The organism is Nocardioides sp. NPDC000445, assembly GCF_040300245.1.
GTDB lineage: Bacteria > Actinomycetota > Actinomycetes > Propionibacteriales > Nocardioidaceae > Nocardioides.
The window spans coordinates 58082-81488 of the sequence record NZ_JBEPDH010000026.1; the positions used below are offsets into that span (position 1 = coordinate 58082).

The 23407-nt window shown below is 69.6% G+C and carries 27 protein-coding genes; 14 read left to right on the top strand and 13 right to left on the bottom strand.

Translation table 11 applies throughout. The features are described 5' to 3' along the window. Positions 1 to 67 precede the first annotated feature (67 nt). Positions 68 to 451, top strand: coding sequence for a winged helix-turn-helix transcriptional regulator (locus tag ABT304_RS27205; RefSeq protein ID WP_350720040.1), 384 nt, complete (start codon positions 68 to 70; stop codon positions 449 to 451). 6 nt (positions 452 to 457) lie between these two features. Here the strand turns inward: ABT304_RS27205 and ABT304_RS27210 are convergent, their stop codons facing one another. The 3 genes from ABT304_RS27210 to ABT304_RS27220 form a co-directional block, all read right to left on the bottom strand. Continuing rightward, the gene (locus ABT304_RS27210; RefSeq protein WP_350720042.1) at positions 458 to 1309 is read right to left on the bottom strand and encodes a helix-turn-helix domain-containing protein; all 852 of its coding nucleotides are present in this window, start codon (positions 1307 to 1309) and stop codon (positions 458 to 460) included. Between the two features lie 88 nt (positions 1310 to 1397). Next, positions 1398 to 2975, bottom strand: a complete 1578-nt coding sequence (locus ABT304_RS27215; RefSeq protein ID WP_350720044.1) for an MFS transporter — start codon at positions 2973 to 2975, stop codon at positions 1398 to 1400. Positions 2976 to 3055: 80 nt separating this feature from the next. Beyond that, a complete protein-coding gene (locus ABT304_RS27220) occupies positions 3056 to 3700 on the bottom strand; it encodes a class I SAM-dependent methyltransferase (protein ID WP_350720046.1) in 645 nt (214 codons plus the stop codon). Between the two features lie 146 nt (positions 3701 to 3846). Here ABT304_RS27220 and ABT304_RS27225 point away from each other — a divergent pair, with 146 nt between their 5' ends. The 3 genes from ABT304_RS27225 to ABT304_RS27235 all read left to right on the top strand — a co-directional run bounded on the left by ABT304_RS27225 (position 3847) and on the right by ABT304_RS27235 (position 6842). Next, complete coding sequence (locus tag ABT304_RS27225) at positions 3847 to 4443, top strand: helix-turn-helix domain-containing protein (RefSeq protein ID WP_350720048.1); 597 nt, start codon at positions 3847 to 3849, stop codon at positions 4441 to 4443. 163 nt (positions 4444 to 4606) lie between these two features. Beyond that, positions 4607 to 5302, top strand: coding sequence for an SDR family NAD(P)-dependent oxidoreductase (locus tag ABT304_RS27230; RefSeq protein WP_350720050.1), 696 nt, complete (start codon positions 4607 to 4609; stop codon positions 5300 to 5302). A gap of 70 nt (positions 5303 to 5372) precedes the next feature. Continuing rightward, positions 5373 to 6842 (top strand): peptide MFS transporter, encoded by a 1470-nt coding sequence (locus ABT304_RS27235; RefSeq protein WP_350720052.1) that lies wholly within the window; start codon positions 5373 to 5375, stop codon positions 6840 to 6842. Positions 6843 to 6920: 78 nt separating this feature from the next. Here the strand turns inward: ABT304_RS27235 and ABT304_RS27240 are convergent, their stop codons facing one another. Continuing rightward, on the bottom strand, positions 6921 to 8252 hold the full coding sequence (locus ABT304_RS27240; protein WP_350720054.1) for an LPXTG cell wall anchor domain-containing protein: 1332 nt from the start codon (positions 8250 to 8252) through the stop codon (positions 6921 to 6923). Between the two features lie 354 nt (positions 8253 to 8606). Between ABT304_RS27240 and ABT304_RS27245 the strand changes: the two genes are divergently transcribed. Further along, positions 8607 to 8861 carry a hypothetical protein gene (locus tag ABT304_RS27245; RefSeq protein ID WP_350720056.1) on the top strand — a complete coding sequence of 85 codons (255 nt, stop codon included), beginning with the start codon at positions 8607 to 8609 and terminating at the stop codon, positions 8859 to 8861. 37 nt (positions 8862 to 8898) lie between these two features. Here the strand turns inward: ABT304_RS27245 and ABT304_RS27250 are convergent, their stop codons facing one another. Both ABT304_RS27250 and ABT304_RS27255 read right to left on the bottom strand, forming a co-directional pair. Continuing rightward, positions 8899 to 9372, bottom strand: coding sequence for a hypothetical protein (locus tag ABT304_RS27250; RefSeq protein ID WP_350720057.1), 474 nt, complete (start codon positions 9370 to 9372; stop codon positions 8899 to 8901). Next, a complete protein-coding gene (locus ABT304_RS27255) occupies positions 9363 to 9932 on the bottom strand; it encodes an RNA polymerase sigma factor (RefSeq protein ID WP_350720059.1) in 570 nt (189 codons plus the stop codon). Before ABT304_RS27255 ends, ABT304_RS27250 begins: the two co-directional genes overlap by 10 nt. 177 nt (positions 9933 to 10109) lie before the next feature. On the opposite strand from ABT304_RS27255, the gene ABT304_RS27260 reads away from it, so the two are divergent. From ABT304_RS27260 to ABT304_RS27290, 7 genes are read left to right on the top strand one after another with little or no spacing between them, the layout of a single operon-like run. Beyond that, positions 10110 to 10586 carry an Asp23/Gls24 family envelope stress response protein gene (locus ABT304_RS27260; RefSeq protein ID WP_350720061.1) on the top strand — a complete coding sequence of 159 codons (477 nt, stop codon included), beginning with the start codon at positions 10110 to 10112 and terminating at the stop codon, positions 10584 to 10586. Between the two features lie 2 nt (positions 10587 to 10588). Then, the gene (locus ABT304_RS27265) at positions 10589 to 10933 is read left to right on the top strand and encodes a hypothetical protein (RefSeq protein ID WP_350720063.1); all 345 of its coding nucleotides are present in this window, start codon (positions 10589 to 10591) and stop codon (positions 10931 to 10933) included. 29 nt (positions 10934 to 10962) lie between these two features. After that, positions 10963 to 11139, top strand: coding sequence for a DUF2273 domain-containing protein (locus ABT304_RS27270; protein ID WP_350720065.1), 177 nt, complete (start codon positions 10963 to 10965; stop codon positions 11137 to 11139). Between the two features lie 16 nt (positions 11140 to 11155). Next, positions 11156 to 11542, top strand: coding sequence for an Asp23/Gls24 family envelope stress response protein (locus ABT304_RS27275; protein ID WP_350720067.1), 387 nt, complete (start codon positions 11156 to 11158; stop codon positions 11540 to 11542). Then, complete coding sequence (locus ABT304_RS27280) at positions 11539 to 12108, top strand: DUF6286 domain-containing protein (RefSeq protein ID WP_350720069.1); 570 nt, start codon at positions 11539 to 11541, stop codon at positions 12106 to 12108. The genes ABT304_RS27275 and ABT304_RS27280 overlap by 4 nt, the downstream gene beginning before the upstream one ends. After that, a complete protein-coding gene (locus tag ABT304_RS27285; protein ID WP_350720071.1) occupies positions 12105 to 12689 on the top strand; it encodes an Asp23/Gls24 family envelope stress response protein in 585 nt (194 codons plus the stop codon). The genes ABT304_RS27280 and ABT304_RS27285 overlap by 4 nt, the downstream gene beginning before the upstream one ends. A 54-nt stretch (positions 12690 to 12743) precedes the next feature. Next, the gene (locus ABT304_RS27290) at positions 12744 to 12917 is read left to right on the top strand and encodes a CsbD family protein (protein WP_350720073.1); all 174 of its coding nucleotides are present in this window, start codon (positions 12744 to 12746) and stop codon (positions 12915 to 12917) included. A 79-nt stretch (positions 12918 to 12996) separates the two neighbouring features. On the opposite strand, the gene ABT304_RS27295 is transcribed toward ABT304_RS27290, so the two are convergent. From ABT304_RS27295 to ABT304_RS27305, 3 genes are read right to left on the bottom strand one after another with little or no spacing between them, the layout of a single operon-like run. After that, positions 12997 to 14061: a lysylphosphatidylglycerol synthase domain-containing protein gene (locus tag ABT304_RS27295; RefSeq protein ID WP_350720075.1), complete on the bottom strand. Its 1065-nt coding sequence runs from the start codon at positions 14059 to 14061 to the stop codon at positions 12997 to 12999. A gap of 17 nt (positions 14062 to 14078) precedes the next feature. Continuing rightward, a complete protein-coding gene (locus tag ABT304_RS27300; protein ID WP_350720077.1) occupies positions 14079 to 15329 on the bottom strand; it encodes an arginine deiminase in 1251 nt (416 codons plus the stop codon). Positions 15330 to 15356: 27 nt separating this feature from the next. After that, positions 15357 to 16811 (bottom strand): basic amino acid/polyamine antiporter, encoded by a 1455-nt coding sequence (locus ABT304_RS27305; protein WP_350720078.1) that lies wholly within the window; start codon positions 16809 to 16811, stop codon positions 15357 to 15359. A gap of 107 nt (positions 16812 to 16918) precedes the next feature. On the opposite strand from ABT304_RS27305, the gene ABT304_RS27310 reads away from it, so the two are divergent. Both ABT304_RS27310 and ABT304_RS27315 read left to right on the top strand, forming a co-directional pair. Continuing rightward, positions 16919 to 17473: an LURP-one-related/scramblase family protein gene (locus ABT304_RS27310; protein ID WP_350720080.1), complete on the top strand. Its 555-nt coding sequence runs from the start codon at positions 16919 to 16921 to the stop codon at positions 17471 to 17473. 10 nt (positions 17474 to 17483) lie between these two features. After that, positions 17484 to 19133, top strand: coding sequence for an alpha/beta hydrolase (locus tag ABT304_RS27315; protein WP_350720082.1), 1650 nt, complete (start codon positions 17484 to 17486; stop codon positions 19131 to 19133). 42 nt (positions 19134 to 19175) lie between these two features. On the opposite strand, the gene ABT304_RS27320 is transcribed toward ABT304_RS27315, so the two are convergent. The 4 genes from ABT304_RS27320 to ABT304_RS27335 all read right to left on the bottom strand — a co-directional run bounded on the left by ABT304_RS27320 (position 19176) and on the right by ABT304_RS27335 (position 23274). Beyond that, positions 19176 to 20018 (bottom strand): S1C family serine protease, encoded by an 843-nt coding sequence (locus ABT304_RS27320; protein WP_350720084.1) that lies wholly within the window; start codon positions 20016 to 20018, stop codon positions 19176 to 19178. 225 nt (positions 20019 to 20243) lie between these two features. Further along, a complete protein-coding gene (locus tag ABT304_RS27325) occupies positions 20244 to 21251 on the bottom strand; it encodes a VWA domain-containing protein (protein ID WP_350720086.1) in 1008 nt (335 codons plus the stop codon). A 17-nt stretch (positions 21252 to 21268) separates the two neighbouring features. Then, positions 21269 to 22210, bottom strand: a complete 942-nt coding sequence (locus tag ABT304_RS27330; RefSeq protein WP_350720088.1) for a DUF58 domain-containing protein — start codon at positions 22208 to 22210, stop codon at positions 21269 to 21271. After that, complete coding sequence (locus ABT304_RS27335; protein WP_350720090.1) at positions 22207 to 23274, bottom strand: AAA family ATPase; 1068 nt, start codon at positions 23272 to 23274, stop codon at positions 22207 to 22209. The genes ABT304_RS27330 and ABT304_RS27335 overlap by 4 nt, the downstream gene beginning before the upstream one ends. Positions 23275 to 23407 lie beyond the last annotated feature (133 nt).

The window sequence follows — 23407 nt, forward strand, 5'->3', positions numbered from 1 at the left end:
CCTACGATTGCGGGAGTACCCACTATTTACTGGGGTACTTACCAGAAGGTGAGTGAGGAAGACCCCCATGACGAAGAAGGCCCGAAGCGGTCCCTACATCTGCGGCATCGACGCCGCGCTCGACGTGGTCAGCGGGAAGTGGAAGGGGCTGATCCTGTGGGAGCTCGACAACTATGGCGTACGCCGCTTCGCCGAGCTCCGACGCGGCCTGCCCGGAGTCAGCGAGAAGATGCTGACCCAGCACCTGCGTGAGATGGAGCAGGACGGGCTGGTGCACCGCGAGGTGTACGCCGAGGTGCCGCCGCGGGTGGAGTACTCGCTGACCGAGCACGGCCGCAGCCTCAACGCCGCGCTCGGGCCGCTCGGCGCCTGGGGCATGGACCGCCTCGTCCGCGAGCGCACCGAGCTGGTCGAGCATCGCGACGCCGGCCTGCTGCCTCGACCGTCGTAACCCGCCTCAGGCCGGTCGAGCCTCCGACGCGACGGGCCGGGTCGGCAGCCCCGCGGAGGCCAGCAGGGCCAGCTTCTCCGCATCGGGTGAACCGGCGTCGGGGTGGTAGACGACGAGCATCAGATCATCCGTGCCACCGATCGTCAGCCGCTCCCGGTTGAGGGTGAGCTCGCCGACCTGCGGATGGTCCATGCGGATCGGGGCGCCGGTCTGGGCGCGTACGTCATGGCGTGCCCACAGCTGCCGGAACCGGGCGCTGGCCAGGGAGAGCTCACCGATGAGCTCGATGAACCGCGGGTCGTCGATGTCGGTGCCGACGGCCTGGCGCAGGTTGCCGACGAAGCACTCGGTCATCGACTCCCACTCCGGGTGGAACGACTGCTGGCCCGGGTCGAGGAACTGGTCGCGCAGCTGGTTGCCGCCCGCGGCCAGCCGTGGCGAGAGCGCGCGAGCCAGGTCGTTGGCGGCCAGGATGTCGAAGTAGCGCCCCTCGATGAACGCGGGCTGCGCCAGCGAGTCGAGCAGCTTAAGCGCTCCGGGCGGGACGGTCTCCTTGCGCCGGCGCCGACGACGGCGGGGAGCCTCGGCGACCAGCGACATCATGTGGGCGGTGTGGTCGTCGTCGAGCTGGAGCACCCGGGCGATCGACTCGAGCACCTGCACCGACGGGTTGCGGTCGCGGCCGCGCTCCAGGCGCAGGTAGTAGTCCGCGCTGATCCCGGCCAGCATCGCGACCTCCTCGCGGCGCAGCCCGGGGACCCGGCGTACGCCCGAGACCGGGATGCCCGCGGCCTCCGGCGTCACCAGCGCCCGCCTGGCCTGGAGGAACGCCCCCAGCGGATTCGTCGCCTCGCTCATGTTCGCAGCCTCACCTCCCCAGCCTAGGTGAGGAGGCCAGGACGCTGCCGCCGCCTTCGCAGAGTCGAGACGCTCGCGGTTCTCTCCATCAGCGGTGGTCGGCTGGCGCGGTGGCATCCTGTGGACCGCGCGCAAGGACGTAGATGAACAGGACGGCCATCACCGCGGCGCCGGCCCACATGGCGTGCTGCCAGCCGTCGACGAACGACTCCTGTGCCGCGCGGACCAGCGCGTGGGCCTGAGGGCCGGCGCCGTCGGCCGCGGCCACTGCGTTCGCGACGCCCTCGCGGGCGGTGTCCGCGATGTCGTTCGGTACGCCACCGAGTCGATCGTCGATTGCGCTCTTGTAGCCGGCAGACAGGATGGCTCCAAGGAGGGCGATTCCCAGGGCGGTGCCGAACTCGCGGGTGACGTCGTTGAGTGCGGATGCGACCCCTTGGCGCTCGCGGGGCAGCGAGCTGGTGATCGCCTCGGTGGATGGCGTCATGGACAGCCCCATCCCGACACCCATGGCGAGCATGCCGGGCAGGACCGCGATGTAGCCGCCCTCGACGGAGACCAGGCTGGCCATGAGTGCGAGTCCGACGCCGACGAGGAAGATGCCGGCAGCCGTTGTGACGCGCGCACCGACGCGGGTGGCGACGTTCGGGGCGAGGCCGGAGGCAAGCATCATCAGCAAAGCCATCGGCATCATAGCCAAGGTGGCTCGCAGTGCGGACCACCCCAGCACAGCTTGAAGGAACGGGAAGAGCACCACGAAGATCCCGGCCTGCACCCCGAAGACCGCCAGCAGCGCGACCGATCCGCTGGCCAAACCGCGCTCACCGAAGAGCCGGACGTCGAGCAGAGGTGACGTTTGGCGCAGCTCCCATGCGACGAAGCCGACGGCGGCGAGGATGCCGCCGACCAGTCCGATCACGGTCGCGGGCTCGGTCCAGCCGTGTACAGGGCCCTCGTGGAGGGCAAAGATCAGCCCGAGCACGGCGAGGATCGAGGTGGCCGAGCCGATGGTGTCGAACCGGTGTTCGGTGTGCTCGCGCGAATTGGGCACCGACCGCACGATCAGCGCGACCGCAACCAGGACCAGCGCAACCGGCAGGATGAACAGCCAGCGCCAGCTGGCGACGTCAACGAGCAGGGCGGACAGGAACATGCCGAGGATGCCGCCACCGCCGGCGACACCGGTCCACACTCCGATGCCTTTGGCGCGTTCCTCCTCGGGGAAGGTCGAGGTGATGACCGCCAGGGTGACCGGCATGATCATGGCTGCCCCCACACCGGAGGCGAAGCGGGAGACGAGCATCATCTCCGAGGAGTTGGCCAGCCCGGCCGCCACGTTCGCGGCACCGAAGACGGCCAGTCCTGCGAGCAGCACGGGCTTGCGGCCGACCCGGTCGCCGAGCGCGCCCAGCGGCAGCAGTAGCGCGGCGAGGCTGATCGTGTAGAGGTTGATGAACCACAGGACAGTGCTCTGTGAGGCGTCGAACTCGACGGCGAGGTCGGGCTGGGCGACGTTGAGGCCGGTGACCGAGGCGATCACGGCCATCAAGGCGATGCAGACCGCGATCAGAATTGCGCGGCGCTGCCGTGCGTCGTGGATGGCCGAGTCGCCCGCGCCGACTGGCTCACCGTGGCCGACACCGAAAACAGGTGGGTTCGTGCTCAATGGACTTCCTTTCACAACCTGCACAGCGGCAGGACGAAGTGTCGCCGGGTCCCGGAGAAGGAACCGGCGTGCTGGATGGCTCAGTGCCGTCGGGTCGCCCGAACGACGACGTCGTGCAGGGTCACTGGGCTGCGAGCGTGGCCCGACAGGGTGCGCTGCGACTCCTCGGCAGTGACGACGTCCCATGCGGCGGGATCGAGTCGCGCCGTGATGTCGGCGGTGGTCGCCGACGCCGAGGCCGGCGGTTCACCCCCACCGTCCGTGTGTCCATGTCCATGTCCGTGGTGGAGGTGGCCGACGATCAGAAGGGTGCCGCCCTTTGAGACCCAGGAGGCGACGCGGTCGTAGAACTCCAGTTGCGGCATCGCGGGATGCGCGTAGTGCGTGGTCACCAGGTCGTACGTCGTGCCCGGCTCCCATGTGGTCAGGTCAGCCTGGACCCACTGCACCTGATCTGCGACGCCGCTTGCGGCAGCTCGCTCGGCCGCACGGGTCAGAGCCTCCTCAGCGATGTCGGCGCCAGTGACCTGCCAGCCGCGGGACGCGAGCCAGATCGCCTCTGCTCCCGCACCACAGCCCGCATCGAGCGCCGTCCCGGGCTCCAGGGTGTCGATCTCTCGCATCAGGTGTGGGTTGGGCGGGCTGACCGCCATGGGGATCGGGGATCCGGCGCGGTCGCTCTGCCAGTGCTCGTCCCAGTAGTCCCGGTCGAATGAGTGCCTCATCGGCTCGCTCCGTCGCCCGGCATCGTGTCCTGCCATTTCGTTCCTCCATCTCGACCGCCGACCATCGTGCGACGGCCACGTGATTCGATGGTGCTCACGAGAAGGCGGATTGGCAAACAATGTTGCCGAATGGAAAAATGATCGGCATGGAACACTCACCCGATCACACCCTCGACGCGGTGGGGCCACGACTCAAGCACCTCCGCCAACGTCGTGGCATCACCCTCAGTGACCTGGCTGAGGAGACCGGGATCTCGACCAGCACGCTGTCCCGGCTCGAGGCAGGTCTGCGTCGTCCAACCCTGGAGCAGCTACTTCCCCTCGCGCGCGCCTACGGCGTCACCCTCGACGAACTCGTCGACGCACCGCCTACCGGGAACCCGCGCATCAACCTGCGACCCATCGCATGTGCGGACGGCTCCACGATCCTGCCCCTCACCCGCAGGCCGGGGGGCATTCAGGCGTACAAGTTCGTCCTCCCCACTGGCCGCGACGATGCCGAACCGGACCTGCGCACTCACGATGGATACGACTGGGTGTACGTCCTCAACGGCAGGCTCCGGCTCGTGCTCGGCGAGCACGACCTCATCCTCGAGCCGGGCGAGGCAGCGGAGTTCGACACGCGTACGCCGCACTGGTTCGCCGCCACCAGCTCGGGACCGGTGGAGTACCTCAGCCTGATCGGAAAGCAGGGCGAACGCGCCCATGTTCGAGCCGCACCCAGGGTGCCCAGCTCGAGCTAGAGGTTGTGAATCTCGACAACCTGCCGGCCCACGCCTGGGTCCGCCGCAAGCGCAGCGGGGGTCCTGTCAGGACCCGGTCTGACCAGGGCTCTGGGTGGTCGGCGCGAGCGTGCCTAGCGTCGAAGTCGGCCCGACCGGGCCACGTACCGAGAAGGAAACAGAGATGACCGTCGCACTCATCACCGGCGCCAACAAGGGCATCGGCTTCGAGACCGCCCGCCAGCTCACCGACGCCGGCTATGACGTCTACGTCGGAGCACGAGACGTCGAACGGGGCGAGAAGGCGGCCGCCGAGATCGGCGCGCGCTTCGTACGGCTCGATGTCACCGACGACGCATCGGTCGCCGCCGCGCTGGCCGGCATCGAGGAGATCGAGGGCCGCCTCGACGTACTCGTGAACAACGCCGGCGTCCTCGTCGCCGACCCGCTCGACGGGCCGACCGCGCTACGCGTCTTCGACATCAACGCCGTCGGGATCCTCCGTGTCACCGAGGCCGCGCTGCCGCTGCTGCGCCGCTCGGAGAGCCCGCGGGTGGTCAACGTGTCCAGCAGCATGGGCTCGTTCTGGGCCAACACCACCCCGGGTCGGGTCGAGCAGGGCATGTTCCTGCCGCTGTACGCCGCGTCCAAGGCCGCCGCGACCATGCTGACCGTGCAGTACGCCAAGGCCCATCCCGACATCAGGTTCAATGCCGTCGAGCCCGGCCCCACGGCCACCGACATGACCGCCGGCTTCGGCATCGACGACATCGCCGCCTCGCCCGCGGAGAGCGCGAAGACCGTCGTACGCCTCGCCATCCTGGGTGCCGACGGACCGACCGGGACGCTTCAGGACAAGGACGGCGAGCTCGCGTGGTAGTGGTCACATCCGGCGGTTATCGGCCGTTCGCGATTTGGGCGGGGGAGCGAGGACTTGTGAACCTGAGGTAATGAGCCAAGTAAAAAGTGAGGCCACCGCCGGCGATGCCGGCGAGCGGTCTTTCCTGGGGCAGCCACGCGTCCTCGCCAACCTGTTCGGCGTCGAGCTGTGGGAGCGGTTCAGCTTCTACGGCATGCAGGGCATCCTGGCGATCTACCTCTACTACTCCGTGGCGGAGGGTGGTCTCGGGATCAGCGAGCCGGTCGCGCTCGGGATCGTCGGTGCGTACGGCGGCGCGGTCTACCTCTCGACCATCATCGCGGCCTGGATCGCCGACCGCCTGCTCGGCGCGGAGCGTACGCTCTTCGCCTCTGCCTGGCTGGTCGTCTTCGGCCACCTCGGGCTCGCCCTGATCCCGGGGATCGCCGGGGTCGGGGTCGGGCTGGTGCTGATCGCGCTCGGCTCGGGCGGGGTGAAGGCGAACGCCTCCTCCCTGGTCGGCACCCTGTACGCCGCCGGCGACGAGCGACGCGACGCCGGGTTCTCCCTCTTCTACCTGGGCATCAACCTGGGCGCCCTGGTCGGCCCGCTGCTGACCGGCCTGCTGCAGAAGCAGTGGGGCTTCCACGTCGGCTTCGGGCTGGCGGCTATCGGCATGATCCTCGGCCTGGTGCAGTACGCCCTGGGCCGCAGCGCGCTTCCCGACGAGAGCCGCGTCGTCCCCAACCCGCTTCCCGCCGCCGAGCGAGGCCGCTGGATCGCCATCGCCGTCGCCGCCGTGGCGGCGATCGTCGTGCTCTGCCTGACCGGCGTCATCACCGCGCCTCGACTGGCCAACATCGTGATCGGCATCAGCGCGGTCGCCGCGGTCGCGCTCTTCGCCGTCATCCTGCTGAGCAGCCAGGTCACCGCCATCGAGCGGAGCCGGGTGTGGGCGATGGTGCCCCTCTTCATCGCCTCCGCGGTCTTCTGGTCGCTCTACCAGCAGCAGTTCACCGTGATGGTGGTCTACTCCGACCAGCGCCTGGACCGCGACATCTTCGGCTGGGAGATGCCGGTCTCCTGGGTCAACTCGATCAACCCGGTCTTCATCATCCTGCTCTCCGGGGTCTTCGCGGCTCTGTGGACCAAGCTCGGCTCCCGTCAGCCGTCGACGCCGGTGAAGTTCGCGATCGGCACGATCCTGATGGGCATCGCGTTCTGGGTGTTCCTGCTGATGCCGAGCGGTGAGCACACCGTGCCGCTGATCGGCCTCGCGTTCATCCTGCTGCTCTTCACCCTCGCCGAGCTGCTGCTCTCCCCGGTCGGTCTCTCCCTGGCCACCAAGCTCGCCCCCGAGCGCTTCCGCACCCAGATGATGGCCTTGTTCTTCCTCTCCGTCGCCCTCGGTACCGCGATGTCCGGTCGCCTCGCGGAGTTCTACGACGTGAGCGACGACAGCGGCTTCTTCTGGTGGGTCGGCCTCGCCTCCGTCGTCGTCGGCGTCCTGCTGCTCATCGGCAACCGGCCCATCCGGCGGCTGATGGCCGGCGTGCACTGATCTCCGCGACGTACGCGTCCGAGGGGGTGTCCCGGGCGAACGAAAATTCGTTCGCCCGGGTCACGACCTGGACACGGGTCAGGCGTTCTTCCGGCGGCGGGTGAGGAAGGCCCCGACGCCCCCGATGCCGGCGAGCAGCCCGCCGACGGCGAGGAGCGCGCCGTTCGGACCGCCCGTGTTCGGCAGGTTCCCAGCCAGACCGGCATCGATCCGGGTCGGGACCTCGGAGTCAGCCTTGGAGTCGGCCTTCGTGCCGGCCTTGGTGCTGGCGTCCTTGACGACCGCCGCGCACTTCTCCGACTTGTCGGTCTTGGTCTCGTAGACAGCCGGGACGACGACCGTGACCGAAGAGGCAGGCGAGTCCACCACCGTGACGTCCGATGCCGGGCGGTCCTCCACCGTGCGGGTGTCGACCAGGTCCCAACCCTCAGGCTCGTCGGCGGTCCAGGATGCGTCGGCCAGGTTCGTGGTCGGCTCACCGTCTTCGACGAAGTAGAGCGTGACGTCGGGGTCGGTGTAGGCCTCCTTCGTGGTCACGGTCTGCTGGTACTGCTCGCCGATCTGGGACAGGTTCAGCGGGTTGTCCTCGCCCTCCTGACCGTCCTCATCGGCCGGGGTGCCCGGCGTGGTGGTCCAGGCGGTGAAGTGGTCCCACTGCCACGGGCCGAAGACGGCAGGAGTGGCCTCCTCGACCACGATGGTCTCGGTCCAGGCCTCTTTGTCCACGACGGTCTCGGTCCAGGCCTCTTTGTCCACGACGGTCTCGGTCCAGGCCTCCTTGTCCACGACCGTCTCGTCCCACGCCTCCTGGTCCACGACGGTGACGGTCTCGGTCAGGTCGCCCTCGGCGAAGCGGACCCAGCCCAGGTCGCCGTGCTCGTCCTCGCCGTTCCAGTCCGGCGTGTTCAGGTAGCGGACCTTGCCGGTCTGCTTCTGCCTGTAGGCGTAGCCACGGGCCGTGACGCGAGTCTCCTCGTGGGTGACCGCCTCGTGGTGGACGACGTGCGTCTCGGCTGGGTGCTCGACCGTGTGGGTCTCAGCCGGGTGCTCGACCGTGTGGGTCTCAGCCGGGTGCTCGATGGTGTCGGTCACCGCGGCGGTGCCGGGCGTGTAGGTCCGGGTGTAGACCGAGTTGCGGAACTGGTCCTCGGTGACAGCCTCGTGGCTCTCACCCTTGACCACCTTCGAGAAGCGGGACTCCTCGTGGGACACCGCGTCGGTGTGCTCCACGTGCGTGACCGCAGGCGTGACCGTGGTGGTCGTCTTCTCGTCGGCGACCTTGACCTGCGAGGTCACGGTGGTCGTCTTGCAGTCCTGCGCGGCCTGAGCCCCCGGGGCTGCCACGACTGAGGCGACTCCGGCAACGGCTACAGCTGCGAGGCCGATCTTGGTGGAGTTGTGCATGTTCATGGGCGGGTTCCTTGCTGGGTTTGTGGTCCGTGCCTGTGGTGAGCAGGCAGGGCTGAGGTACCCGAGACCGGGCGGGCGGACAGGGATGCCCGTGTCGCGGTCGGCCTGGGCCGATCTCGGGTGGATCGTCCGGACCTCTTGAAACCGAGGAGCAAAGTGCGGCGCGTGGGCCGCCTCGGCGAGGCCTGTGAGAGGAGGGTCTCCCGGGGGTGTCTCAGCGGGTTGCGGGAATTCTCTGCGCCTACTCAATTTTGGGGTAGACGGGACCTTCGACTCCCTTGCGCCCGACCTGACTGGGGACCAAAGTCGGGTGGTCTCCGTCTTCCCCCGGAGTAGCCGACGTAGCCTGGAGGCATGAGCTCGGACGACGATCTGTACGCCGATGTCCCAGCCCTCGATGAGCGGTCACGACGAGCGCTCACGGTTGCCGAGAAGTGGATCGGGCACGGCATCGAGGGAGTCGCGATCGGGGCCGCAGACGATGGCGGCCCGGCGGTCGTGGTCTACGCCCTCGACCCGGCCTCGGCCGCGGTGCGGTCCTTGCCGCAGGAGTGCGAGGGACTGCCGGTGCGGGTGGAGACCGGAGACGCCTTCGGACCCGAAGGCTGAGTGCGTCTTCGGCCTTTCGCGTGGTGACCGGTGTCGTTCAGGTCCGGTTCGGGTCGCCTCGGGTGACGTCGACGTACTCGATCTCGATCGTCGAGAGGTCGAGGCCGGGGGCCGGCCCGAGGATGCCCTCGACGATCTCGAGGATCTGCGGGCGCAGGGTGTCGGCGAGCGGGTGGAGCTCGACGCCGTACCGGGCGACGAGGCGGATGTCGATGCCGGTCAGGCGGCTGTCGTCGACGCGTAGGTCGATGGCGTCCGGCGCGTGGGTGGGGTGCTCCTGGAGCAGTCGGCGCAGCGCCGAGGTGACGACGCGTGCGGAGACGTACGTCTCGGAGCCCTGCTCATCGCGCGCCGGCGTGCCCTGACCGGTGAAGGTGAGGATCGGCTCGGACGGGATGACGATGGCGCGTACGCGCGACATGATCGAGCCGGCCAGGTCGACCCACCCGGGAGGCTGCTCGGCACGGGCGGCGCGGATGGCGCGGCCGAGGGGGCTGGGATCTAGCGCCATCGGGCCATCCTCTCCGCGAGTGTGCGTCGTCCGCGGTACAGGTGTCCACGGACGGCGCCGATCGGCATGGCCAGGGCGATGGAGATCTCCTCGTAACTCATCTCTTCGACCTCCCGCAACAGCCAGGTCGCCCTTTGATGCCACGGCAGTTCGTTCAATGCTAGCTGCAACGCTTCCAGAAGCTCGGCGTCCAGAACAGACTGCAGCGGGTTGTCCGGCGCGGCCGGCGTCAGCCGCGACATCAGCCCGTCGTCGATCGGGGTCGCGCGCCGGTTGCGCTGAAGATCTGCCGCGCGCCGGTGCACGAGACGGATCAGCCAGGTGCGCAACGAGGACCGCCCCGCGAAGCCCGACAGACTCTTCCAGGCCGAGACGAACGCCTCCTGGGTCGCTTCGGCGGCGTCGCTGGCGTCGCCGATCAGGTGGAGTGCGTACCGGTACATGGCGGGGCCGTGGCGATCCACGATCTCCCGGAACGCCTCGTGGTCGCCCAGGCGGGCGGCGCGCACCAGTGCCTCATCCGTCGCCAATGGCTCCGATGACGCCTGCGATTTCGACATTGCCCCCGAGTTCCTCGTCTGCTGCCACGCAAGGGGCAGAGTCTGGATAGGAGAGTTCTACCATCCCCAAGCAAAGAGATGTGATCTAGAACACACTGGAATTCCTGTGACACATCGGGCCGAGGCTGCGACTAACCAGCGTCAGATCAACCGAACACGATCAGGAAGGTGCTTCTCATGGCGCAGACGAAGTCGGAGACCACGAGCTTGTCGACGAGGACCGACGGTCAGCTGGACCGGACGGACTCGGGTGCTCTGGTGAGCGAGTATGGACGTACGTCGATCGCCGACACCGTGGTCTCGAAGATCGCGGGGATCGCTGCTCGGGAGATCAGCGGTGTGCACGACCTCGGCGGCGGTGCGGCGCGTGCCGCCGGCGCGATCCGCGAGCGGATCCCGGGCTCGCGCACGAACATGGGCCAGGGCGTCGCGGTCGAGGTGGGGGAGCGGCAGGCAGCCGCCGACCTAGACATCGTCGCCGAGTACGGCACCTCGATCCCCGACCTCGCGAGCGCGATCCGCCGCAACGTGAAGGCCTCCGTCGAGCGCATGACCGGCCTCGAGGTCACCGAGGTCAACATCACCGTGCACGACGTCTTCCTCGAGGACGACGCCCGCGACTCGGACCCGGACGCCGGCCGGCGGGTGGAGTGACCGTGCAGGCCGACCCCGACCCACGCGACGGCGCCGAGCCGGACGAGCCGGACGTGCCGGACGTTGCGGACGTGGTGGCGGCGGCTGTGCTCGCGGTGCCCGGTGTCCATGACCTGCATGCCGGCGTCGCCGGGGAGGTGGCCACCTACCTCCCCGGGCGCCGGGTCAACGGGATCAGGATGCGCGAGCCCGGCTGCTCGGTCCACGTCGTCCTCGACTGGGGAGTCCCCGTCATCGGCACCACCGACGCGGTGCGTGACGCGGTCCGGCCGCTCGTGTCGGGCCCAGTGGACATCACGGTGGAGGACATCCTCCCGCCCGGCAGCACAGGCTCGGCTACGGCCTGACCGCTTCGACCTCTGAAGGAGAACATGTCATGACCAACTCGACACTAGGCCTGGTCGCCGGACTGCTGCTCACGATCGCGATCGTCACCGGGGGCCTCGTCGGCCTGCTGCTGGCCGTCGTGCTCGGCGGCGCCGGCTACCTGATCGGTGGCCACGTCGACGGCGAGCTCGACCTGGGCAGCCTGCTGCGAGGACGCCGTGATTGAGTCCCCGACACGTCCGATGCCGACCACCGATGACGGCACGCACGACGCCGACACCGTCGAGGACCGGGGCACGCTGGACGTACGCAACAAGGCCCTCCAGCGGATCGTCGAGCACATCGTGCTGCAGGTCCCGGGGACGGTGACCCATCGCAGCACGCTCGGTCGCATCACCGGCATGGCGCTGCCCAAGGCCGAGATCACGACCGAGGGCCGCGCCGCCCGGGTGAAGGTCGACATCGCGATGGCCTGGCCCGGCAACCTCTCCCAGGTCGCCACGACCGTGCGGGACACCGTACGTCAGGATGCGTTCCGCCTCTCGGGCATCCAGATCCGCAGCGTGGACGTCACCGTGCACGCGGTCGACCCGGCGGCCTCCGACGACACCGACAGGAGGGTGGAATGAGCACCGACACCATCGAACAGACCGAACCCGTGGCCCGTCCGGCGGCACCGCGTACGCAGCCACGCCGCGCACCGGTAGCGGTCGCGACAGCGATCGTGCTCGCCCTCGTGCTGATCGCGTTCGCCGTGGTCGCGGTCCTGGAGCTCGCGCTCAGCCAGGGTTGGGCGGCCGGCACGCCGCTGGCCCCCGACCTGGTCGAGGGTCTCGACGGCGTACGCGCTTCCGTCGGGCTGGCGATCGGCGGCGGGGTCATCACGCTCGTCGGGCTGGTGCTGCTCTGGCTCGGGCTCAGGCCCGGCCGGCGTACGCATCTGCGCGTCGCCGGCGATGCCGACCTGTGGCTCTCGCCCGGCGCGGTCGCCGCCATCGCCCAGGAGACCGCCGACCGGCTCCCCGGGGTGGTCTCGGCCGAGTCGTCACTGCGGTCACGGCGTCGCGTCGTCGTCGACATCGTCGCTCAGGACGCGGCCGCGGTGGCCGAGCACGTGAGCGCCGTCCTCGACGACCAGGTCGGCCGGCCGACCGGAGCCGGCATCAAGGTACGAGCCACGGAGGTTCCCCGATGACTCCCCGCATGATCAGGATCGACCGTGCCGTGACCCTGCTCGTGGCGATCCTTCTGGTCGCCCTGGGCCTGCTGATGGTCGACTGGCACTACCGATGGGTCTTCGGCACCTACCCGACCGAGCTCTCCACCGGGCCGGCCCGTGAGGTCGTGACCGCGGGCTGGTTCCCCTGGGCGCTCGCCGCGGCAGGCATCGTCCTCGGGTTCCTCGGGCTGATGTGGCTGCTGGCGCACCTGCGCCGGCGCGGCCCCTCGACCCTGCGACTGCGGACGAGCGACGAGACCGGTCGCGTCCAGGCCGATCTCCGCTCGATCGCCGATACCTCCGGGGGTAGGCTCGAGAGTATGGCTGCCCTCACCGGCGTCACCGGAACGGTCGTCACCATCCGGTCACGGCCGGTGATCCTGCTGCGTGGACGGGTCGATCCCGTCGCCTCGACCGCGTCGATCACCGACGCCGCCGAGATCTGCACCCGCGACCTGGCTGCGGCGTTCCCCGACCAGGCGATCACCTGCCGGATCCTGGTCGACTCGCCGCGGCGTGGCAAGGCGCGGCAGCAGTCCAACGTTCGCGTGCGCTGACGGCACCCCTGGACCCCTCACCATCCATCACGACACAACCGAAGGAGACCGACGATGAGCATGATCGACAAGGCCAAGAACGCTGCCAAGGGGGCTCTCGGCAAGGCCAAGGTGGTTACCGGGAAGACGACGAACAACCGCTCCCTGCAGGCCGAGGGAAAGATGGATCGGGCCAAGGCCTCGGCCAAGAACACCGTCGAGGACGTCAAGGACAAGTTCAAGAAGTAGAAGTCCTCTCGATGCTCCTGATGACGGCGTGACCCGAGCGGGGGCGGGGTCACGCCGTCGCCAGGAGCATCGAGCTGTCTCACTCGGGACGCGTGGGGGCGCCCGGGGAGGCATCAGCCACAGCGACCTCGCGCCGCCAGGCCGCGACGGCGACGGCGCCGAGCAGCACCGGCACAGCCACGGTGTACACCCGCCACACGAGGATCCCGGCCACGGCCGCAGCCTCGATCTCGAGGCCACCGGCTTCGACCAGGGTGGCGAGGAGGAGGGCGTCGACGATGCCGATCCCCCAGAGAGGGAACACGGTGAACGGGAAGGCGAACAGGTAGGCGATCGCGATCCATACGAGGCTCACCTCGTCCGCCGTGACCCCGACGAAGCGTAGGCACAGCGTGAGCGCGGCGAAGTCGACGACCATCATGCCGACCTGAGAGAGCACCGCCAGGGGAAACCCGCTGTGGAACCGCTCGCTGATGTCGGCACGGAAGTTCTGGCACCTGTCGGCCCAGCGGTCGGGGTCGACCGTCTTCCGGAACCGGCGCACGATCAGCCCAGCGCGGGTTCCGACGGCGCGCGCGAGCGCGTCGCTGCGTACGATCATGAGAACGATCACGAGGGTGGCGACCGCGATCGCGATGCTGAGCAGCTCGAGCAACCGGAACGACGCATCCTCGCCGATGGCCAGCAGCAGCATGAATCCGACGAGCGGAGCCGAGAACCTCGCGACGTAGAACGTCAGCGAGTTCATCACGGTGCCGGCGAGGCCCTTGGCGGGACTGACCCCCCACGACTTGAACATCGCGACCCGAAGCGCGATGTCGCTCGGTGGCGGAGCGATGAGGTACATCAGCGTCGCGCCGAGGTCGTTGATGGTGGCCCGGTAGAACGTCACGCCGCGGATGAAGAAGCTCAGCGGCATCGCCAGCAGGATCTGGCGCGCCACCACGATGACGAGCAGCACGAGGTGATGCCACCAGCTGAGGTGCGTCAGCGCGTCCTGGGCCGCCTCCCAGTCGACCCGTCCGATCAGGCCCACGATGGTGACGGTGCTGAGCGCGGCCACCACCAGCAGGACGATGCGCGTGATCCAGGCACGACGTCCGGGGCGGGCGTCGCTGACGTCGGGGCTCTCCGATGTGCTCACTGCGCGGCCGCGATGTCTCAGAACTCCACGGGATCGCGGCTGATCGGGCAGGTCATACAGTGTCCGCCACCGCGGCCCCGGCCGAGCTCGGCGCCCACGATGGTGATGACCTCGACCCCCGCCTTGCGCAGCAGCGTGTTGGTGAGGGTGTTGCGGTCGTAGGTGAACACCACGCCGGGCTCGAGCGCGACCGCGTTGTTGCCGCTGTCCCACTGCTGCCGCTCGGACTGGTAGACGTCCCCGCCGGTGTCGATCACCTGGAGCTCGGGCAGCCCGAGGGCCTGCGCCACGACGTCGACGAAGGCCGCGTCGCCGTGGTCGATCACCTCGACCCCGGGTGACCTGTCGGAGGGCACCAGCGTGAACGTGTGGACCGCGTCCATGATCGTCGGATAGAGCGTGACGATGTCGCGGTCGACGAACGTGAACACGGTGTCGAGGTGCATGGCCGCCCGCAGCTTCGGCATCCCGGCGACGATGACCTTCTCCGCGGCACCCTGCTCGAAGAGGGCTTTGGCGACCTGGGTGATCGCCTGGCGGGAGGTGCGTTCGCTCATGCCGACGAGGACCACCCCGTTGCCGACCGGCATCACGTCGCCGCCCTCGAAGCTGGCCTGTCCCCAGTCCTTCTCGGGGTCGCCCCACCACACGGTCGAGCCGACGTAGTCGGGATGGTGCTGGTAGATGGCCTTGTAGAGGAGCGTCTCGTCCTTGCGGGCCGGCCAGTAGAGCGGGTTCATGGTCAGCCCGCCGTACAGCCAGCAGGTCGTGTCCCGGGTGTAGAGCGTGTTCGGCAGCGGCGGCATCAGATACTCCCGGGCACCGGTCGACTCCCGCGCGAGGCTGACGTAGTCGGAGCGGAAGTCGCCGGGCAGGTCGTTGGTCGCGAGGCCACCGATGAGGAACTCCGCCAGCTGCCGGTCCGAGACCGACTCGAGGTACGTGCGGGTGTCGTCGACCAGCCCCAGACCGACCCGGTTGGGCACGATCTTGCGGTCGAGGATCCAGTCCTTGGCGCCGGCCACCGCGAGCGTCTGTGCCAGCAGGTCGTGCAGCTCGACGACCTCGACGCCACGCTGGGTCAGCTTGTTCACGAAGTCGGCGTGGTCGCGCTGGGCGTTCTCGACCCACATGACGTCGTCGAAGAGCAGTTCGTCGTTGTTGCTGGGAGTGAGCCGGCGGTGGGCCAGGCCTGGTGCGCAGACGAGCACCTTCCTGAGCCTGCCGACCTCGGAGTGGACGCCGTACGCGGACTCCTGCTCGGACATGGGATGCCTTTCTGTCGGGGGTGGAGATCAGAGGGAGATCCGGCCGGTCCACAGGCCGACGACGCCGATCGCCGCTCCGATGAGGATCGCGACCAACAGCGCGATCTCGGTGGGACTGAAGATCCTCCTGCCACGCTCGCTGCGGGCCTTGACGTACAGCAGCGACGCCGGCGCGAGGATCAGCGTCATCAGCAGAACGAACTTCAGTCCGGCGGCGTCGAAGAGGAAGATCGTGTACGCCGTCGCGATGCCGGCCACGATCGTCTCCTTGCGACGTACGCCGGCCGACACCCCTTCGTACGCCTCGCCGGTCAGGCCGAGCTTGAGTGCGTACGCGGCGGCCAGCAGGTAGGGCAGGATCGCCAGGCTCGTGGCGAGATCGAGCATGAAGTTGAGCGCGTCGTTGACGAACAGGGTGAGCGCGAGGAGCCCCTGAACAGCCAGCGACGTCACCACGAGCGCGGTGATCGGGGTGCCGTTCCGGTTCTCGTGCCCCAGGAAGGCGGGCATGTCGTCGGAGCGGGCCGGGACGTACATGACCTCCGCCGCCATCAGCGTCCAGGCGAGGTACGCGCCGAGCACCGACACGATCACCGCGACGCTGATGAACACCTCGCCCCAGTCGCCGACCACCGACTCGAAGACGCCGACCATCGACGGCTGCCGGGTGGCGGCCAGCTCGGGCTGCGGGACGACGGAGTAGCTGGACAGGGTGACCAGCGCGAAGATCGAGAGCACGCTGAGGAAGCCGAGCACGGTCGCCTTCCCGACGTCCTCGCGCTTCTTGGCGTAGCGGGAGTAGACGCTGGCCCCTTCGATGCCGATGAAGACGAAGGTGGTGATCAGCATGGTGTTGCGGATCTGCTCGTCGAGGCTGCCGAGATCGCCGTAGCCGGTGGCGACCCAGTTGTCGGCGAAGACGCCGGCGTCGAAGGAGATGAAGAGGACCACGATGAACACCAGGATCGGCAGGACCTTGAAGATCGTGACGATCCGGTTGATCACGGCGGCGTCCCGGACCCCGCGCGCGATCAGGTAGTGGAAGAGCCACACCCCCACGGTCGAGAGCGCGACCGCGAGCACGGTGTCGCCGTCCCCGAAGCCGTCGTAGAACGCTCCGATCGTGGCGCCGATGAAGACCCAGTAGAAGGTGTTGCCGGCGACGGAGCTGGCCCAGAAGCCGATCGCGGAGTTGAAGCCCGCGTAGTCGCCGAAGCCCGCCTTGGCGTAGATGAAGACCCCGGAGTCGAGCTCGGGCTTGCGGATCGCGAGGGTCTGGAACACGAACGCCAGCATGAGCATCCCGGCGCCCGCGATCGCCCACGCGATCAGTGAGCCGAGGATGCCGGTGGCGACCCCGAACCGGGCCGGCAGCGAGAAGACCCCGGCGCCGACCATCCCACCCACGACCATCGCTGTCAGGGTGGGGAGACTCATCTTCGCCGCAGCTGGTGCCTCGGTGGTGGCAGCCTCAGAACTCATGTTCTTGATCTGATGTCCGATTCGCTCCGTCCACCTCACCCAGAACGTGTGATCCGCCAGCCATCGTCCTGGACAACTCTGGGGTGGTCCTATGAAGGGAGACCACGATGGGCTTTCGAGACAGACGCGAGAAGCGCCAAGAGGAACGTGAGGCCTTCGGGCGCGGTGGGAGCGCCAGCCGCTTCCAGATGCGCCAGAAGATGATCTCGATCGGTGACGACTACTGGATCGAGAACCAGGACGGCGACCGGGTCTTCCGTGTCGACGGCAAGGCGTTGCGGCTGCGCGACACGTTCGATCTCGAGGACGTCCACGGCAACAAGATCTGCCGCATCCAGACCAGGGTCCTGCACATCCGGGACTCGATGGCGATCGAGGACGCCGACGGCGAGAAGCTCGCCCTTGTGCACAAGGCGCTCATCTCGCCCCTGCGTGATCGCTGGAAGGTCGACCGCGAGCAGGGTGAGGACTGGACGGTCCAGGGCAACATCGTCGACCACGAGTACGACATCGAGGCTGACGGACGCAAGATCGCCGAGGTGTCCAAGAAGTGGTTCCGCATCCGCGACACCTACGGTGTCGAGGTCGCGCCCGGGGAGGAAGCAGCTCTCATCCTGGCCGTGACCGTCGCGGTCGACGCGATGGTCCATCCTGCGAAGTGACGCGGTCGACGTGCTGCGGGAGCGGTTGCGCAGGCAGCTGCGAGCGCCGTTCGCGGCGACGGCCGGCACGGTGGTGCTTCTCTGGGCGTCGCTGACTCCGTCGTTGATGCCGAGGACCGCGCTCTTCCAGGCGCTGCTCACCGCGCTGTGCATGCTGGCCGGGTACGGCGCGGGCGCGTTGGCGGGATGGCTGGTCCGCAGCTGTGGTGGCCGGTTGACCGGTAGGGCACGGGTGATCGCCTGGCGGGTTCTCGCCGGCGTCGCCGGCGTCGGCACCTTGATCGTGCTGTGGCTGTCGTTGCGGTGGGAGAACGAGGTACGCGACTTGGTCGGGGTCGACCGGGTGGGCTTCTGGCACCCGGCGCTCACGGTGCTGATCACCGCGATTCTGTTCGCGCTGTTCCTCGGGCTGTCGCGGGCAATCAGGGCGCTGGGCCGCTCGATCGGCCGGTTCGTCGGCCGTTTCCTTCCCGCTGCCGCGTCGACCGTGATCGGCGGCCTGATCGCTGCCGTCCTGATCTACGAGCTGGCCATCGGGGTGGGCGGCAACCGGCTGCTGGGAGCGCTCGACTCGAGCTTCGCCACGATCAACGAGGAGTTCAGGACCGACGTGCCCGCGCCCACGGAGCCCGAGCTCACGGCCGGCCCGGCGTCGGCCCAGGCATGGGATGACCTGGGCCGCCAGGGACGGGTCTTCATCGCGAGCGCGCCGACCGCCGCGGACATCGGCGAGTTCACCCAGGAGCCTGCCCGGCAGCCGGTGCGCGCCTACATCGGGGCAGGGCCCGAAGGCGTCGACATCCGCGACGAGGCGCAGGCCGCGGTGGCCGAGCTCGACGCGCTCGGCGGCTTCGACCGCACGGTGATCAATGTCGTGACCGGCACGGGCAGAGGCTGGGTCAACGAGAACCAGGCCCAGGCGCTGGAGTTCATGTGGGGTGGCGACACGGCGACGGTCAGCCTGCAGTACTCCTACCTCCCGAGCTGGATGTCCTTCGTCCTGGACCGCCAGCGCGCCCAGGACGCCGGCCTGGCACTCTTCGACGCCGTCTACGGACGCTGGCTGGAGATCCCCGGGGCCGAACGCCCGCTGCTGGTGGTGAGCGGGGAGAGCCTGGGCAGCTTCGGCGGCGAGGCCGCCTTCAGCGGAGCGCAGGATCTCGCGACCCGCACCGACGGTGCCCTGTTCGTGGGCCCGACCGCCGACAACCGGCTCTGGAGCCGGTTCACCGAGGAGCGCGAGCCGGGAACCCCGCAGGTGCTGCCGATCCTGGACGACGGCGAGATCGTACGCTTCGCCGGCCGGCCCGAGGAGTGGAAGCTGCCCGGAGCCTGGGAGGGCACCCGGATCGGGTATCTCCAGCACGCGAACGACCCGATCACCTGGTGGTCACCGTCGCTGGCGCTGGAGCGCCCGGACTGGCTGGAGGAGGAGCGCGGCCGCGACGTTTCCCCGAACGTACGCTGGATCCCCGGGGTGACGATGCTGCAGCTGGGTGTCGACCAGTTCTCCGCCAACTCCGTGCCGCCCGGGCAGGGCCACCAGTTCGGCACCGCACCGGTGAACGCCTGGGCGGAGATCCTGCCGCCACCGGGATGGACGGAGGAGCGCACCGACGAGCTGGCCGCGGTGATCGGCAACCGGGGGTGGCTGAGATGACCTCCGGCGCCAGCGTCGGGTGGGCCCGTCCCGCGATCGGGCTCAGCCCTGGCTGATCAGGCTCTGGGCGACGGTGCGTACCCGGTCGATGGGCACGGCGAAGCCGATGCCGATGTTGCCGCTCGGGCCGCCGAGGGTGGCGATGGAGGTGTTGATCCCGACCACGCGGCCCTGGAGGTCGACCAGCGGGCCGCCGGAGTTTCCGGGGTTGATGGCAGCATCGGTCTGGATCATCTCGGGCCTCGATCCGGAGGAGCGGTGGGGTGAGCTGACGATGCCGGAGGTCACCGTGCCGTTGAGACCGAGGGGCGAGCCGACGGCGATCACGGGCTGCCCGATCCGGAGATTGCCGCTCTGACCGATGGTGGCGGCGCGTACGGCATTGGGGTTGGTGGCGATTACCGCGATGTCGTTGCGCTCGTCGCTGCCGATGACGCGGCCCGAGGTGGTGCTGCCGTCGGCGAGCACCAGGCTCACCGAGTCGGAGCCCTGGACGACGTGGGCGTTGGTGACCACATGACCGACGCCGTCGATGGCGACCCCGGAACCGGTGCCGCGTCCCGCGCGGACCTGCACCACGCTGGGCAGGATGCGCTGGGCGGCGGCCTCGGTGGCGTTGGTCGGCGCGCCTCCCTGAGGTGCTGGGGCCGGCGCGGCGATGGTGCCCGCGCCGGGCTCGGGGTCGGGGGCGATGAGGGTGATCGCGCCGCTGGTCGCCGCACCCGCGAGGACGGCCGCGGCGAGGGTGAGCGTGACGGTGCGGGTACGTCGTGGCCGCTTGGTCAGCGCGGCAGGGGGCTCCGGGTGGGCACCGGTCGGCGGACCCTGTGGGTCGGGGGAGCGTGGTGGGGCGACCAGCCGCACCCTGCCGTAGCGGTCACGCACCACACGTCGCGCCGGAGGGGGCGCCGACAGGGGGGTCGGGCTCGGCGCGGCCGGTGGTGCCGGCGGGGGTGCGACTGGTCGGATCGGGGGTGGTGGTGGGGGCTGGAGCGGGCGGGCGGCGCGCGCGGGCGGGGTCGAGATGGTCCACTGCTGGGGTCCGGTGGGTCGGCCGAGGCCCGGCCCCGGCGATGCGGTGTCGTTCACGGGAGTGCCTTTCCGGAGTGCCTAGATGAGCCGGGCGAACCAGCGCAGGGAGAGCGCGGCGGCGGCGAAGGCGAGGGCCATGGCGCCGAGGACGACCCAGACGGTGATCTCGCGGTATTCGACGTGGTAGCCGACGAGGGTGCCGATGTCGTCGTAGACCTCGCGCAGCTCGTCGGCGCTGGAGGCGCGGTAGAACTCGCCGCCGGTGGTGTCGGCGAGCTGGCGCAGGGTGTCTTCGCGGACCTCGACCGACTGCCCGCCGGGCAGGGCGGCGCTGGCGCCCTCGGTCCCGTAGGCGATCGTCGAGACCGGCAGTCCCGCCTCACTGGCGGCCTCGGCCGCCGCCACCGGGTTGCGACCTGCGGAGTTGCCGCCGTCGGAGAGGAGTACGAGGTGGGCCGGGGATCCGCTCTCGTCGGTGTCCTCGGAGCCGTCGGAGCCGTTGGGTGAGGGCGAGGCGGACGCACCGCCCGCGGCGGCTTCGTCCAGGATCTGCCGCAGGTCGTTGACCGAGGAGTAGACGGCCTCGCCGATGGCGGTGCCTCCGTCGGGCGGGCCGAGACCCTCGACGCTCCGGGTGACCAGGGCGTGGTCCGTGGTCGGGCTGGAGACGACGCGGGCGTTGCTCGAGAAGCTGACGAGCCCGACGTTGTATCGGGGTGGCAGCTGCTCGACGAAGTCGACGGCGGCTGCCTTGGCGGCCTCGAGACGGTTGGGTGGCATGTCCTCGGCCGACATCGAGGCGGAGGTGTCGATGGCGACCAGGATCGTGGCGCGCTCGTACGGCACCTGCGCTCGGACCTGGGGCTGGGTGGTGGCGACCGCGAGCAGGGCCAGGGCACCGACGACCAGTCCGGCGGCCAGGTGGCGGCGCCAGCGTGGGCGGTGGGGGACGAGGCGCTCGAGCATGGGCGCGGTGGCGAACCGGAGGGCGTACTTGATCCGGCGCCGCTGCATCACCAGGTAGCCGATGGCGAGCAGGGCGACCGGGACCAGCGCGAGCAGGAACAGGGGCTGGGTGAGTCTCATCGAGGGCTCCTTCCCTATCAGTGGGTTGCCGAGCGTGAGCGGGCCGGTCGGGGATGCCGTGCCCGGCGGCGCAGCAGGCGGATGAGCAGGCGCGCCCAGTCGTCGTCGGTCGAGACCCGGAGGTGGTCCGCACCGGCGGCGCGGAGGGCCTCCGCGTTGTGCTCGCGCAGCGACCTCATCGCCTCGGCGTACGCCGCCCGCAGCCGCGGGTCGGAGGTGTCGGCCTCGTGCTGACGGCCGGTCTCCGGGTCGAGGATCGTGACGTGGCCGACGGCGGGCAGGTCGAGCTCGCGAGGGTCCACGATCTCGACGACGATCACGTCGTGGCGGGCGGTCAGCCGCCGCAGCGGCGGCTCCCAGTCGAAGGGCCGCTCCCAGGTCCCGTCCGCGGGCAGCAGGTCGGACACGATCACCCGCAGCCCCGGGATCCGGGCCCGCCGGCCGAGCTCGACCAGCGCTGCGGCGAAGGTGGCTGTCGCCGCCTCGGACGTACGCGGCGAGGGTGGCTCCGTGGTCAGCAGCCGGCGGGCTACCCGGCGACCGGTGGTGGGCGGGCGCCAACGTACGCCGCCGGCATCGAGGATCCCGAGACCGACCCGGTTGCCGGGGCCGTCGGCCACGATGCCGATCGCGGAGACGGTCGCCTCGGCGACCTCCACCTTCTCGGCGAGCGCGGTCCCGAAGGCCATGCTGGGGGTGCGGTCGACCAGGACCCAGGTCTCGAGCTCGTGCTCGGCCTGGGTGAGCCAGACGTGCGGGCCGCCCAGACGTGCGGTGGCGTTCCAGTCGATGCGGCGTACGTCGTGGCCGGGGGAGTAGGGGACCAGCTCCTCGGCGTCGCTGCCAGGCCCGAGCCGCAGCCCGGCAGTCTCGCCCTGGAGCAGCCCGCTCACTCGCCGCTGGACGGTCAGGTCCAGCCTCCGGAAGGCGCCGTCGGGCGAGCGCCGTGCCCGGTTCACGAGGCCAGCTCCGCATCGGGCGCAGCCTCGGCGGTCTCGGAGTCGTCGTCGCTCGGCGTCGCCCGCGGTTGCGGGACGACGGCGAGGACTGCGTCCACGACGGCGCGGGGGTCGACCCCGTCGGCCTCGGCGTCAAAGGTGAGCACCAGCCGGTGGGCCAGGATGTCGCCGGCCAGGTCGGCGACATCGCCGGGCAGCACGTAGTCGCGCCCGCGCAGCAGCGCCAGGGCACGACCTGCGGTGATGAGACCGAGGCTGCCGCGTGCGCTGACGCCGTAGGCCAGCAGCCCCTCGAGGTGGCGGAGCCCGTAGGCCTGCGGCGTACGCGTCGCCATCACGAGCTTGACCGCATACTGCGCGACGGTGTGATGGACGAAGACCTGGTCCGCTCGTGACTGCAGGTGTCGCAGCGCGGTGGCATCGAGGATCTGCTCGGCGCGTGGTGGCTGCGTGCCCATGCGCTGGATGATGGTCATCTCCTCGAGCTCGTCGACGTGGCCGACGTCGACCTTGAGCAGGAAGCGGTCGCGCTGGGCCTCGGGCAGCCGGTAGACGCCGTCGTTCTCGATCGGGTTCTGGGTGGCGAGGACGAGGAACGGGTCGGGCAGGCGGTGGCTGGTGCCGCCGATGCTGACCTGGCGCTCCGCCATCGCCTCCAGCAGCGCCGACTGCACCTTGGCCGGGGCCCGGTTGATCTCGTCGGCGAGGACGAGATTGGCGAAGACCGGTCCCAGCTCGGTGTCGAACTGCTCCGCCGACGGCCGCCAGACCCGGGTGCCGACGATGTCGGAGGGCATCAGGTCCGGGGTGAACTGGAGCCGGGCGAACGAGCCGCCGACGACGTCGGCGAGAGTGCGTACGGCCAGGGTCTTGGCGACACCCGGCACACCCTCGAGCAGCACATGGCCGCGGGCGAGCAGCCCGACCAGCATCCGCTCGATCATCAGGTCCTGTCCCACGACGACGCGCTTGACCTCGAACAGCACCCGCTCGAGGACGGCACTCGTCCCGATGTCGGACCGGATCAGCTCGGTGATCGGCTGCTTGTGCTCTGGCTCCCACATGGGGACCTCCCTGACTGTGTTCTGGCTGCGTCCTGGATGGCTCTGCTGAGCACCGATCACATCGAAGAAGGGCGAAAACCAGCGGAAACGGCACCGAAAGCGATCCGAAAGAGCTGGGCGGAACCGATACCGA